The 12,454-nt window shown below is 55.5% G+C and carries 11 protein-coding genes and 1 pseudogene; 3 read left to right on the top strand and 9 right to left on the bottom strand.

Features of this window, described 5'->3' with window-relative positions; all coding sequences use genetic code 11:
- A partial coding sequence (locus tag V6C07_RS11825) for a 2-oxoacid:acceptor oxidoreductase family protein (RefSeq protein ID WP_333536680.1) occupies nt 1-274 on the top strand: 274 nt, incomplete at its 5' end.
- 266 nt (nt 275-540) lie between these two features.
- Here the strand turns inward: V6C07_RS11825 and rlmN are convergent.
- Nucleotides 541-1,650 (bottom strand): 23S rRNA (adenine(2503)-C(2))-methyltransferase RlmN, encoded by a 1,110-nt coding sequence (gene rlmN, locus V6C07_RS11820; protein WP_333536679.1) that lies wholly within the window; start codon nt 1,648-1,650, stop codon nt 541-543.
- 190 nt (nt 1,651-1,840) lie between these two features.
- On the opposite strand from rlmN, the pseudogene V6C07_RS11815 reads away from it, so the two are divergent.
- Nucleotides 1,841-2,168, top strand: a pseudogene (locus tag V6C07_RS11815) (helix-turn-helix domain-containing protein); the annotation flags it as partial.
- Here V6C07_RS11815 and V6C07_RS11810 read toward each other — a convergent pair.
- On the bottom strand, nt 2,112-2,453 hold the full coding sequence (locus V6C07_RS11810) for a DUF488 domain-containing protein (protein WP_333536678.1): 342 nt from the start codon (nt 2,451-2,453) through the stop codon (nt 2,112-2,114). The pseudogene V6C07_RS11815 and the gene V6C07_RS11810 sit on opposite strands and share 57 nt — an antisense overlap.
- Nucleotides 2,454-2,885: 432 nt before the next feature.
- Here V6C07_RS11810 and V6C07_RS11805 point away from each other — a divergent pair, with 432 nt between their 5' ends.
- On the top strand, nt 2,886-4,025 hold the full coding sequence (locus V6C07_RS11805; RefSeq protein WP_333536676.1) for a glycosyltransferase family 2 protein: 1,140 nt from the start codon (nt 2,886-2,888) through the stop codon (nt 4,023-4,025).
- 518 nt (nt 4,026-4,543) lie between these two features.
- Here the strand turns inward: V6C07_RS11805 and V6C07_RS11800 are convergent.
- The 7 genes from V6C07_RS11800 to V6C07_RS11770 form a co-directional block, all read right to left on the bottom strand.
- On the bottom strand, nt 4,544-5,875 hold the full coding sequence (locus V6C07_RS11800; RefSeq protein WP_333536675.1) for an HD domain-containing protein: 1,332 nt from the start codon (nt 5,873-5,875) through the stop codon (nt 4,544-4,546).
- A 426-nt stretch (nt 5,876-6,301) separates the two neighbouring features.
- Nucleotides 6,302-7,471 carry a sulfate reduction electron transfer complex DsrMKJOP subunit DsrP gene (gene dsrP, locus V6C07_RS11795; RefSeq protein WP_333536674.1) on the bottom strand — a complete coding sequence of 390 codons (1,170 nt, stop codon included), beginning with the start codon at nt 7,469-7,471 and terminating at the stop codon, nt 6,302-6,304.
- A 12-nt stretch (nt 7,472-7,483) separates the two neighbouring features.
- Nucleotides 7,484-8,266, bottom strand: coding sequence for a sulfate reduction electron transfer complex DsrMKJOP subunit DsrO (gene dsrO, locus V6C07_RS11790; protein WP_333536673.1), 783 nt, complete (start codon nt 8,264-8,266; stop codon nt 7,484-7,486).
- Entirely contained in the window at nt 8,266-8,646 is a 381-nt protein-coding gene (gene dsrJ / locus V6C07_RS11785) for a sulfate reduction electron transfer complex DsrMKJOP subunit DsrJ (protein WP_333536671.1), read from the bottom strand. The genes dsrO and dsrJ overlap by 1 nt, the downstream gene beginning before the upstream one ends.
- The gene (gene dsrK / locus V6C07_RS11780; protein ID WP_333536670.1) at nt 8,647-10,290 is read right to left on the bottom strand and encodes a sulfate reduction electron transfer complex DsrMKJOP subunit DsrK; all 1,644 of its coding nucleotides are present in this window, start codon (nt 10,288-10,290) and stop codon (nt 8,647-8,649) included. It lies immediately after the preceding gene.
- 12 nt (nt 10,291-10,302) lie between these two features.
- Nucleotides 10,303-11,322, bottom strand: a complete 1,020-nt coding sequence (gene dsrM / locus V6C07_RS11775; RefSeq protein ID WP_333536669.1) for a sulfate reduction electron transfer complex DsrMKJOP subunit DsrM — start codon at nt 11,320-11,322, stop codon at nt 10,303-10,305.
- 123 nt (nt 11,323-11,445) lie between these two features.
- Nucleotides 11,446-11,973, bottom strand: coding sequence for an RsbRD N-terminal domain-containing protein (locus V6C07_RS11770; protein WP_333536668.1), 528 nt, complete (start codon nt 11,971-11,973; stop codon nt 11,446-11,448).
- Nucleotides 11,974-12,454: the final 481 nt, after the last annotated feature.

Raw genomic sequence — 12,454 nt, 5'->3', positions numbered from 1 at the left:
GGGCAAGGCCGTATATCCCGACATGGCGCATATTGAATCCAGCGTGCGCGCGGCGGCGGGACAGTGTCTTTTCATTCCCTGCCGCGAACTGGGCAGGCAGGCAGGTTCGGTGCAGAGCGGCAATACGGTGCTCCTGAGCGCGGTGTGTGCCTCCGGTGTGTTGCCCTTTGGCGTGGATGCGCTGGAGGCGGCCATTAAAAAATTCCTGCCCTCGAAGCTTCAGGAAGTGAACCTGAAGGCACTGGAGCTTGGCAAGCAGGCTTTTAAGAGCTGATGCGGATCAATCAACCGGCAGTAATGGCAAATTAAAGCGGCCGGGTCTGTAAAAGGCCGGGCCTTTATATTTGAAAGAGTTTGTGGGGGAGGGACCCTTTTGTAAAAGGGTCTCCTCCCCCACGCCCCCACCCCCCAAAACTTTTATTATGGCTTCAGCCTGTTCCAGGAGTTTTTCTGGCAGGCAGGTCGAAGGAGCGGCCGGGGGCAGAGGGTGGAGCAGAAGACGTATTTTGGGGCAGAACACCGACTCAATGTTAATCTGCTCTAAGAATCGGCGCTTGTGCTGCTTGTGTCGGTCGTTTGGGTCGTTTCGGACGTATCCGTCTGTCTGGCGGCCTTGAGCTGGCCGCAAGCCGCCTTGATGTCCTGCCCTTTACTTTTGCGGATAATGGCGGTGATGTCTCTGCTCCAGAGGTATTTTTCAAACGCCAGCACGCGCTCTTCGCTGGGGGCTTTATACGGGGAACCTTCCGCAGCGTTGTACACGATGATGTTCAGCTTGCCCTTGACCGAACTGACCAGGGGGGCCAGCTCTTTGGCGTGTTCCAGGCTGTCGTTGACGCCGCCGAGCATGAGGTACTCAAACGTGATGTGTTCGCGCGTTTTGAGCGGATAGGATCTGAGCGAAGCCATAAGGTCGTTCAGTTGCCAGCGGGCAGCCTTGGGCATGATGCGTTCGCGCACGGCCTGATTGGGGGCGTGCAGCGATACGGCCAGAAAGGCCAGACCGGATTCGCCCAGTTCTCTCAGCCCCTTTTCAATGCCGCAGGTGGAAACCGTGATGCGGCGGGGAGAAAATCCCAGCCCCTTGTCGTTATTAAGGCTTTCGAGCGAGCGCATGACTTCTTTCAGGTTCAGCAAGGGTTCGCCCATGCCCATGAAAACAAGGTTGCGCAGTATGGGCCAGTGCAGGCGGGTGTCTCCCAGATATTCCCGGGCCACCAGAATCTGGCCGAGGATTTCACCCATGGTCATGTTGCGCTCAAAGCCCATTTGCCCTGTGGCGCAGAAGGTACAGCCCATGGCGCAGCCCACCTGGCAGGACAGGCATTGTGTCCAGCGGCGTACGCCTTCACGCGAATCAGACGGGATAAGCACGGTTTCTATCTGCGCGCCGTCTTCAAGGCGCAGCAGAAATTTGGTGGTTCCGTCCCGGCTTTCTTCCACGGCGGCAACTTCCGGCCAGACAATACAGGCCTTGGCGGCCAGAAGCTCGCGGCAGGGGCGGGATATGTTGGTCATGGTGTCGAAATCACGCGCCAGGCGCTGCCATATCCATTGCCATAACTGCATGGCGCGGAACTTCGGCTCGCCCAGTTCTGACTGCATCCATGCTTCCAGTTCGGGAAGTGTGAGATTGAGAAGATTTGTCATGGTCCTGCCGGACTGTGCATCCTGTGTTACGGTTGCGGCCGCGCCCTGTGCGTAAGGCCCGCCTTTTGTTTACCGGGTGGAGGGGAAGAGTACAAGGGGATTTGTTGATGGAAAGCCCGCGGCGAATGGATGGTGGCGGTAACGTATGTGATTCATAACCATCATCCAATTTGCCGATATTTTTTCTTTAATGGAAAAAGAAGTCCGGCAACGCCGTCAGTGGATAAAGCTTTACGAGGAATCAGGGGGCGGAGGTCTTGTTAGTCGGCGTTGTGGAATCTCCCGTCTGGCTCTGCGTAAATGGTGGAAACGGTATCAGGCTCAGGGCATTGATGCCGTGAAAAGCCAAAGCCGACGACCACATCGTTCTCCATCCGCCAGGATCGGGCTTGACCATGAAAAGTTCATTCTGGAGTTGCGCGACGAGCCGCAATTTGGGGGCCAGGCGAATTCAACGCGATTTAAAATGGCTTCACGAAAAATCCCTCTTTGTCGCGTCCATTCACAAGGTTTTTTGCGGCGTACAGAAAGACCATCATATCGTGTGCCGTGGGAAGTTCGGGCAGAAGGGCGAGGGGGCCGCAGGCGACAAGTTCGGCCGCATAGCGTTTTTGAAACTCTGTCCATTTTTCTATGTCGTGGTCAAACCATTTGCGCAAGTCATTGGAGGGGGCAATACCATTCAGCCATGCGACCCAGTTGATGGCGGCCTTTGTGATGCCCCTCGGCCAGATGGGGACCAGAATGCACGCGCTGCTGTCGGGCAGGGCATGGTCGTGCACCCGGTGCAGAAGGACTTTCATGACGGCCATCGCTTTCGGACAAAAGCGTTGTGAACCAGGAAACAATGGCTGTGGATCATTGTGGCCGACGTGGCTCACTGTAACGGCGGGCCATTGCCGCACCCCATCGATGACACCTGTCATGCGCGGCACATCCGGCAACAGACGAATCTCTGGAAAATAGTATAATAAAATCATAATATTACACTGTGATGAACGATGAAACGATTTTGAACAGTTTTCCTGCCCTTGCCTTCGCTATTGCGCGTGCCTGGTGCTAGCAGCGGAATGGTTTTAATATGAAAATTTTAAAAGGATTGACGATAGACGCTACGGCTTTATACTATTTATTAGTGCTTTTGATCAGTTTTTTGAAACGATACGGCTGCCTTTTGCTTTATAAGAGCATCATTGTTTCATTCAGTTTCAGGGCCGCCCGTGTAAGGAAAGATAATGACTCCTTCAATGCCTCTCATCTCGATCATCATCCCCTGCTACAACTATGCTCATTTTTTGCCAGATGCCGTTAATAGCGTTTTGAGACAGCAAGAAAGCGGACTGTCAGTGGAAATTATTGTTGTGGACGATGGATCCCAGGACAACACTGCCACCGTTGCCCGAGGCATGGGGGCGAATATTCGCTATATCCATCAAAAAAATCAGGGGCTTTCAGCGGCGCGCAATGCTGGCATCCGGGCAGCGGGTGGCGAGTATATGGTATTTCTGGATGCGGACGACCTGCTGACACCCGGCATGTTGGCAAGTCAGCTGAACAACTTTATGGACCATCCAGAACTGGATATCAGCGTCTGCCTGAGTCTTCAGATAACGCAAGACAAGGATAATCCAGAAAAGCATTCATGTTATTTGTGGCCGTTAAGATCTGGTCATCTTGACATGCATCTATGCCACAGCGTTATCTCGCCCGTTCACACTTTTATGTTGCGGGCAAAAGCCGTACAGACAACGGGATTCTTTAATACAGACTTGAGAGCTTGTGAGGATCATGATTACTGGTTGCGTTGCGCCGCGTTGGGTAAACGTATGGGAACCAACCTCGACGGACTGGTTATTTACCGCCTGCACGGCTCAAGCATGATAAGTCAGCAGGCACAACAACTGGCCCACAGCAGTGCGCTGCGCTTCAAAATCAGCGCGCTGTTGAATGAAAATCCGGGCTTCCCCCGGGCGGGGAAATTTTTCGGCTGGCTGGCGCATGGCGCGGGTACCATCCGTAGTGCCTGCGCCCTGTCTACAAGTACGCCTCCATTTGCCCTGAAATTGATGGAAGAAGCGGCTAAAGCCATACTGAAGGCCGCAACGTTTGCAGAAAACGCTAACACTGACGATAATCATCTTGCGCTGGCAGAGCAGTATTTTAGTGTATCTTTTCTGCTGCTGGCGAAAAAATTTACCCCCACGCCTTCAAGTGGTTTGCAGCAAGTATCTAGTTTTATTATGCATCGCCATCAGCATCTTTCAAAACTTAGCGATGAAGCACTGTCCATACAACAAAAAGAATTATTTCAATCACTTTGCTGTGATTATCAACATGTGCAACAAACGGTAAAAGATAGAATAAAATCAAATTGACATCGTGTTGTGTGCAAATGGTTCAAGCGCCGCAAGGCGTGACTGCCTGCTGCCCTTGCACTGCCCTGAAGGCTCTAAAATACTCTGAGACCACCGAGAAACATTGGAGCATTTCACACCTGAAATGATCTCCAAGGACTTGTCTCAAATCCTTGCTGGCAAATGATTGCAGGACGACTTTGCCAAGCTGGCCCATGAAAAACAGATGCGCCGCAGTCGCTATCATCTTCCTTCAAGAAGGAGGGCATTGTGATAGAACGTCGTACAGCGCGCAGGATATCATCAAGGGATTGCACCAGCTGGCAAATGAACGTGCACTCGATGAAGGAAGTCGTGCGCGCAGGGCACATTTCGTGCAACCTAATGGGAGGCGAAATTGGGAGGCAACAGCAGTGCCCCCCCCCTCGCGTGCAATCACCCCCAAAATAATAAGACCGCCCCATCAAAAAAAATAAGGCCGTCCCATTTCAGAGACGGCCTCAATAAACAGCTATTTCAGCTGCAAGGGCTTTCAGCCATTATCCTACAGATTTTCGCGCATACGCGCGCACAAAACTCACGGCCGATTCCAGGTCCGTCACTTCCCCGGCAACCTGGGCCTTGAGCAGGGCGTCACGGATGATCCCCACCTGCGGGCCGGGCGAAAGCTTGGTTTCGTTCATGATTTCATTGCCGTTGAGCAGGGGTTCCAGCATCTGTTCCGGCGTTTCAGCGCGGTCAAGATACTTCATATTGTGGTTGAACGATGTGGGGATGCCGTCACGCGCCTTGAGGTCGGCCCGGGCCATGGCAATAAGACGGGGGTAATCGTCCAGCGCCTTGAAACGGCGAATGCCGCGGTCGGTCATCATGAAGTGGAAGCGCATGTGATTGCGCACCAGATGGCAGAGCAGGTCAATGTCTTCCTGGGCAAAGTGCAGTCGGCGCAGAATCTTGCGCGTAACCTTGGCCCCCACGCGGTGATGCTGGTAGTAGGTCCACTGGCCGTCAAAGTATTCACCCGTATACAGCTTGCCCACGTCGTGGAAAAGCATGGCCATTGTTCCGAGCCAGTCGTAATGGAAATCTTCTTCGGGGTAACGTTTCATGCACTCAAGGGTGTGCTCGAAAACATTTTCAGTGTCGCCTTCCTTGTTGCGCATCTGGGTCAGGCAGGAAAGAGCCGCCACTTCGGGGATAAGGCTCTGAAGAATATGGGCGTCAAAGAGAAGCCGCACGAAGCGGTGCATGTTTTCAGCGGAAACCTTGCGCCATTCGTCCATAATGTCCGTGGCGGGAACGTAGTCCAGCACACGGGTGGAGGCGCGCACAATTGCCAGCCAGGTGTTCGGCTCGATGGGCAGGTCGAAGTTGGCGGCAAAGCGCAGCGCGCGCACGGCCAGCAGGTAATCGTGCCGCAGGGTTTCGTCGGGCAGGCCGGTAAGGCAGATGGCTCCGCTCTTGATGTCCTCAAAGCCGTCATACACATCGCCGGTGTATTCGGGGGTGCTGAAGCCAGTGAGGCGCAGCTTGTGGCGCTCGTCGTGGCTCATGAGGTCAATCATGGTGGGGGTAATCTTGATGAGCGAAAGCTCGGGATGCCCGGCTGCGGCCACTTCGAGGGGATAAAAACGGTATATGACGCCGTTCTCTTCCATAACAGCCAGAGCGCGTTTTTCAGGCGCGGCCTGAGCCTTGGGGAAAAGCTTGAACAGCGTGTCCATATCGGGTTCGCAGGCAATGTCTACAGCCGGCTGCTCGGCCCTTTCGAGCAGATGTTCCTGCAAGGGGGCGTTGATGACGTGAGCGTCATAACCGTTGCGCAAAAAAGTTTTGCAAATGGTTATGGCGTCTTTGAGCGCTTGCTTCATCTTGATCTCCTTGCAAAAAAATGGCGGCATTGACCTGCACTATGCCTTTTGAGACCTGTGAAAGTCAAGCATGTCGCCTTGTTGTACAGCCGATGACCTGGACTTCAGGCCGTGAGGAGCCGGCATGCATTTTTGTGGGGACTTGCCGTCATGCGACACAAAAACCGTCTGCTGTGTTTGCGCGCACTGTTGGTGTGCTTGCTGCATCATGCGGGCAGATCTTTTCATGGCATATTTTCAACATTGTAAGCCAATAAGTTCATTTTATCACAATGTGCGCGTATATGAAAGCCCCCGCGCGGGCATATCCGCGCAGGGGCTTGTTTTTATGAGACTGACCGGCCGTTGCCGGGCCTTGCGCAGACAGACATTGAAAATGTTTATCTGCGGCAGCGCGGATTTTTACCATCCGCACTGCGGCGTGGTCTAGTCGTGCATGTGGTTCACTTCCATCTTGACGCCAAGGGCGATCTTCCACAGCAGGGAGAGCACCAGGGCGCCGATGGCGTACACGCCAAGAGCAACGGCAATTTCCTTGGCCGAAGGCATATACGGCGTGAAAGCCTCAAACATGTTGGGAGTGAAGCCCGCGACCAGCAGGCCGAGGCCCTTGTCGATCCACGAGGCCAGCACCAGCATGATGAGCGCGATGGGCAGCACGTTGGCATTTTCGCGCATTTTGGGCGGAATAAGCAGGGCCAGAGAAGCAAAGGCCATGATTACGGCGCCCCACATCCAGTAGCTCACCCAGGTCAGATGTCCTTCATGACCGAAGAAGAGAAAGTGGATGGGTTCTTCATGCCCGGGAATGCCGCTGTAGAAGGCGGTGAAGATTTCCAGCAGGTAGAAGAACACGTTGATGCACATGGCATAAACGATGATGGTGGTCAGGGTTTTCACGGCTTCCTTGCCGGGGTCGAAGCTGGTCAGGCGGCGCAGCACCATCATGAGCAGAAGCAGGATGGCGGGACCGGAACAGAACGCCGAGGACAGGAAGCGGGCAGCCATGATGGCGGTGAGCCAGTAATGGCGGCCGGGGATGCCTGCGTACAGGAAGGCCGTAACCGTATGGATGGAGAAAGCCCACAGGATGGAAAGGTAAATAAGGGGCTTGATCCATTTGGGCGGGTCAATCTCGTGCCTTTCGGCCTCAAGGGTGACCCAGCCAATGATGATGTTGAGGCCAAGGTAGCCGATGAGCACCATCATGTCGTAGAACATGACGGAATTGGGCGAGGGGTGGAGCATGACGTTAAGCATGCGCTGGGGCTGGCCCAGGTCCACCACGATGAACAGCGCGCACATGACCACGGCCGCCACGGCCATGAATTCGCCGAAAATGATCATGCGCTTGAATTTTTTGTAATGATGGAAGTAGGTGGGCAGCACCAGCATAACAGCCGAGGCAGCCACGCCCACGAAATAGGTGAATTGCGAAATATACAGTCCCCACGAAACGTCGCGGCTCAGGCCGGTGACGGAGAGACCGTTGTACAACTGATCCAGATACACAAGGCCGCAACCCGCGATGACGACGAGCAGAAAGAGCAGCCACATGTAGAAGGTCTTGGGACCGTCGAGCAATTTTTCAAGCATGGCCTGTTCTCCCTAGATGAGGTAGTAAACGCCGGGCTGTGTGCCCAGGCTGGGCTTGCGGCGAATACTGTAGTTGGTCGCCAAAGCCTGACGCACCGTTGAATTGGGGTCTTCCAGGTCGCCGAAAAGAATCTTGCCATTGGCTGCTTCCACGCAGGCGGGCATCTGGCCCACGGCCAGACGCTCAGCGCAGAACGTGCATTTTTCCACCACGCCGATCATGCGCGTGGGATATTCGGGATTGGGCACGGGGTTCGCCAGGAACTTGCGCGGGTCTTTGAAGTTGAACGAGCGCGCGCCGTAGGGACAGCCGGCCATGCAGAACCGGCAGCCGATGCAGCGGTGGTAGTCCATAGCCACAATGCCGTCGTCCATTTTGTAGGTGGCCTGAGTGGGACACACGCGCACACAAGGCGGATTGGTGCAGTGGTTGCACAAAAGCGGATACATGGACTCGCGGGTGTGCGTGTTCAGGTGCGCATTCATGTCGTCAGGGAAGACATGGGCGTAGCTGTCCAGCCAGAGCCACTTGATGTCCTGATTGTCAGGAATGTGCGGCACGTTGTGGAAGCTGTGGCACGCCTGGATCAGGGGCTTGTAGTCTTCGGGACCCTTGAACTGGCGCGTGTCGATAACCATGCCCCAGCGCTTGGCGTGCAGGGCGTTGGCCGCGCGTTCATACTTGCCGGGGGCAATCTGCGCCTGGGCCACGCCAGACAGGGCAGCCATGCCGCTGGTAAGGGCAAAGGCCGAAAAGCCCGCCACTTTCAGAAAGCTTCTTCTGCTCTTGTTCATTACTTGCTCCCCTGGGGAATGATGTGGCAAGTCCAGCAATACGGATCAACGCCGTTGGCTGTATGGCACTTTTCACAGAATTCCTTGTAGTTGCTGTGGCACTTCAAGCAGGTATTCTGCAGGCTGATGTTCCATTTTTTGCCGCTGGTCGCCACATAAACGCGGTTTTCCTTGCGCAGGGCCTCATCGCGCCATTCATTGAGCAGGCGCATGTGCTGGTCGCGCATGAACTGCACGTCCTCGATGCATTCCTTTTCGCCCTTGGGCAGCTCAATGCCTGTGCTCTTATAGTCCTGCCCCATCATGCTCAACCAGAAAGGGGAGGTGAACAGGGCCACAAAGATGACGATTCCGACGATAACTGCTTTGGCGTTATACATTTATTGGCCCTCCCCCTGCGCTTCGGGCGCATCCTCATCATCCGCCACGTTGGGCAGATCTTCCTGGCGCAGGTCCATGGTACGCTTGCATTCGCCCTTCATGACAAGGGCGTTGCCCACCAGTTCGTGCAGCCCGCTCACATTGACGCCGGGCGCCCAGTAGTTGGCAAGCGGGGGCAAGGTGGCGCGGTCGATGGCGCACACGCAGGCCATGTGGTTGACGCCGTATTTTTCTTGCACAAAACGCAGGGCATTGCCGCGGGGCATACCGGCGCGCATGCGCAGTTCCATGATTTCTTCGGTGTTCAGGCCCGAACCGGCGCCGCAGCAGAAGGTCTGCTCGCGGATGGTGTTTTCGGGCATTTCGTGGAAGTGGTTGCACACGGCATTCAGCACGTAGCGCGGCTCATCCAGCAGGCCCATGGCGCGTGCGGGGTTGCAACTGTCATGGAAGGTGGTGACGATATGGTCGTTACGGCTGGGATCCAGATTCAGCTTGTTGTGGTGAATCAGGTCGGCCGTAAATTCCGCGATGTGCACCATCTTGGTGGAGGCGGCGTTTTTGAACACCGTACCCGTGATGGGCGACACGGGAACTTCCATATTGGCCGGCGACGGGCCGTTGTAGGTATCCATGTACTGGTTGATCACGCGCCACATGTGGCCGCATTCGCCACCCAGAATCCATTTGGAACCCAGGCGTTCGGCTTCGGCGTACATTTTGGCGTTGAGCTTCTTCGCCATGTTGAAGGAGGTGAAGGAACCGAAGTTGCCGCCTTCAGAAGCATAGGTGGAGAAGGTGTAGTCAAGGTCAAGCTCGTGGAAGAGCATGAGGTAGCCCATGAAGGTGTAGATGCCGGGGTCGGCAAACACGTCACCAGAGGGCGTGATGAACAGGATTTCGTGGCCCTTTTCGTTGAAGGGCGTTTTGGGGCGGATACCGGTGATGGTTTCGCAGTCATCGGCCAGCATTTCCACAATTTCCACAAAGGAGTGGGGCTGGATGCCCAGGTGGTTGCCCGTGAAGCTGCAGTTTTTCACCGGGTCCATGATCCAGTGTGTGCCAAGGCCCACTTCATGCATCAGTTCACGCACAATGGCGGTGATTTCAGCGGTGTCGATGCCGTAAGGGCAGAAGAGGGAGCAGCGGCGGCATTCGGTGCACTGGTAGGCGTAGTAGAACAGTTCCTTGACTACGGAAATGTCCCAGCCGCGAGCGCCGACCTTTTTGCCGAGAAGCTTGCCCAGCATGGTGTAGTCGCGGCGGTAGAGCGAGCGCAGAAGCTCGGCGCGCAGCACGGGCATGTTCTTGGGGTCGTTGGTGCCGAGGAAGAAGTGGCACTTGTCCGCACAGGCGCCGCAGCGCACGCAGATGTCCATAAAGAGCTTGAGCGAGCGGTGCTTCTCAAGCCTGTCGGCAAAGGCGTCGCACAGGATTTCTTCCCAGTTTTCGGGCAGATTCCAGTCTTCTGCAGCCGGGTCCCACTCGTGGGGATTGGGCATGTGCAGCAGTTCCATGGTATCTTTTTTGGCCGGATAGCAGAAGCTGCCCGGCGTGAATTCCGGCTTGACGTCAAGCCAGTCTTCGGCCGGAAAATCCGGACGGCTGGCGACAAGCATTTGCGGTGTAGGTAATTTTGCCATGATGAAGACTCCTTACTCGGCGGCCTTTTCGGGTTGCTTTTCCAGCGGCAGCCCGGCTTCGGCCATGGCTTCGCGGTAGGTATCCTCGTACTCGGCGTAGGTGAAGTACTGCTTGGGCGGATTCCAGGGGTTGATATGGCGTACCCGGCGGGAATTGTTAGCCAGGTTGCGCGTGGGGCTGAAGAACACGCCCGGCATATGCATGAGCTTGGAGAAGGGGAAGTAGATCAGCAGTACGCACACCAGAGTAAGGTGGGTGAAGAACAGCGCGTTGATGCCGGCGGTGGACACGGGCGCAAAATGCGTAAGGCCCATGACGAAAATCTTGACCTGGGCGATTTCGGTCTTGTCGAAATAGCGCAGGCACAGGCCGGAGCTGATGATGCTGATAATAAGCCACAGCGGGAAATAGTCGTTGAACAGCGAGATATAGCGCAGGCGCTGGTCGAAAATACGGCGACCAAGCAGAAAGAGCACGCCCACGAGCACCAGTCCGCCGGTCATGAAAAAGCGGGGCGAACCGACCTGCATGATGCCGTCGATGGTTTCCAGAAAGGAAATACAGGACGGGATGGGCTCCATGAAGAAGCGGAAGTGGCGGATGAAAACCAGCAGGAAACAGTAGTGGAACAGCAGGGCAAACACCCAGAGCCACTTGGAGGAAAAATAGATGGTGCGCGGCCCGTTGCTGATGGGGTCATTTTCGCGCACATCGGCAACAGTGTTGCGGAACAGCGAACGGAAGAAAAACACTTCCAGAAACATGCGCCGAACCACGTCCCAGGTGTTGCTGGGGCTGTCGAGCCGGTTGGGCTTGATGAAATCAAGCGAAACTTCCTGGCCGCCGGTGGTGGGGATGGAGAAGGGTACTGGCGATTTGGCCCAGTACACCATGCGCCAGATAACACCGACGATAAAAACGACGACTGCGACATAAGGCAGCACAACGCCGAACAGAGGCGCAAGCCCTACGGCCGCTCCCGCCCAGGCGATGGCTCCTATGAGCAGCACCAGCAGTAATGAATTGAACATTCCCTACCTCACTTCCACTAAAGTTGCCTCAAAAGCCCACCACGGGATATTGAGAAATGCCTGGGCCGCACACTCCAAAGACCCGCCAGGCATGACGCAGGCAGGAGAATGCGGGGTTCAGCGTTAATCCGCCGGATGCGAAGGGCCGCCTTCCAGCTTTTGCGCCCAGCGCGCCAGTTGGGCGTACTGGTTGCGAATTTCTGTTATGCGCAGGTCTGCCACGACCTCGCGGGCCTCAGTATACATGTCAAAGGCCAGCAGGGTGAGACTGTCCAGGCGCGATTCGGCTTCCATGTAGGAGGCTGTGTCGCCAAGCGCTATGAACTCGGGCAAAAGATGCGTGCGCAGAATGGGCTTCATGAGAAAAAACACGCCCAATCCCTGGCTGGGGGCATACTTCTGCACAGCGCGCAGCCTGATAAACCTTTCAAGGGCCTTTTTTGTCTGCCCAGGATCAACATGCTCACCGGCCATGGCGTCATACAGCGCCCCGGCCGCCTCTTTGGTCATATGGGCGACAGGGTTGGCAAAAGGATCGTTGCGCGTGCGCAAAAAACCTGTCGTTTCAAACGGGTAGGTGTCAAACACCCCCTCGGCCCACAGGCGAACAATTTCACTTTTGTGCTTCCTGAACAATTCCTGTGCTTTCATTCCGCCCTCGCGCCTTACGGATAAGGCTGTTTCATATAAAGGGGAAGCGCAAAGGGCGTCAAGCCCCTTTACCGCCGGACTGCAATACTTGCGTACTTTTTTGCACAATATCGCGTTCTGCTTGCCCGGCGTTCAGGGTTCGGCCCAATTGCGTAGTCCAAACGTATGTTGGAGCAGGCCCGCCGTTATTTATACCATAATCAGGGCCTTATCTGCCCGGTGACATATAACCGTACCCTTGGCCGGTGCTGTCTGCCGCCCGGCAAGCCATGCCGTCAGGGCATTTTCATTGTGAAACTGCTCTGGCGGCTGCGTAAGTAAACGCAATTTATTTGCACTGTTAAGCGCCGAAGTGAGCGTGTCTTAAATATTGAGAATGTGCATTCTCAACGTTAATCTGTTTTAGTCCGGAGCGTGGTTGCCGTCAGACTTGCTGCAGGCACGCCGCCGCTGCGGCCTATTCCGGGCAGGGGGCCGGGCC

It is taken from the genome of Desulfovibrio sp. 1214_IL3152 (genome assembly GCF_036763055.1).
Classification (GTDB): Bacteria; Desulfobacterota; Desulfovibrionia; order Desulfovibrionales; family Desulfovibrionaceae; genus Desulfovibrio.
Note: the sequence above shows the minus strand (reverse complement) of the source record. Positions and strands in the feature narration are given on the sequence as shown.

What these genes read in the sequence shown, in the direction of transcription:
- dsrO (WP_333536673.1), bottom strand. Translation starts at nt 8,266, where the DNA reads ATGAACAAGAGCAGAAGAAGCTTTCTGAAAGTGGCGGGCTTTTCGGCC.
- rlmN (WP_333536679.1), bottom strand. Translation starts at nt 1,650, where the DNA reads ATGACAAATCTTCTCAATCTCACACTTCCCGAACTGGAAGCATGGATG.
- V6C07_RS11810 (WP_333536678.1), bottom strand. Translation starts at nt 2,453, where the DNA reads ATGAAAGTCCTTCTGCACCGGGTGCACGACCATGCCCTGCCCGACAGC.
- dsrP (WP_333536674.1), bottom strand. Translation starts at nt 7,471, where the DNA reads ATGCTTGAAAAATTGCTCGACGGTCCCAAGACCTTCTACATGTGGCTG.
- V6C07_RS11805 (WP_333536676.1), top strand. Translation starts at nt 2,886, where the DNA reads ATGACTCCTTCAATGCCTCTCATCTCGATCATCATCCCCTGCTACAAC.
- dsrJ (WP_333536671.1), bottom strand. Translation starts at nt 8,646, where the DNA reads ATGTATAACGCCAAAGCAGTTATCGTCGGAATCGTCATCTTTGTGGCC.
- dsrK (WP_333536670.1), bottom strand. Translation starts at nt 10,290, where the DNA reads ATGGCAAAATTACCTACACCGCAAATGCTTGTCGCCAGCCGTCCGGAT.
- dsrM (WP_333536669.1), bottom strand. Translation starts at nt 11,322, where the DNA reads ATGTTCAATTCATTACTGCTGGTGCTGCTCATAGGAGCCATCGCCTGG.
- V6C07_RS11800 (WP_333536675.1), bottom strand. Translation starts at nt 5,875, where the DNA reads ATGAAGCAAGCGCTCAAAGACGCCATAACCATTTGCAAAACTTTTTTG.
- V6C07_RS11770 (WP_333536668.1), bottom strand. Translation starts at nt 11,973, where the DNA reads ATGAAAGCACAGGAATTGTTCAGGAAGCACAAAAGTGAAATTGTTCGC.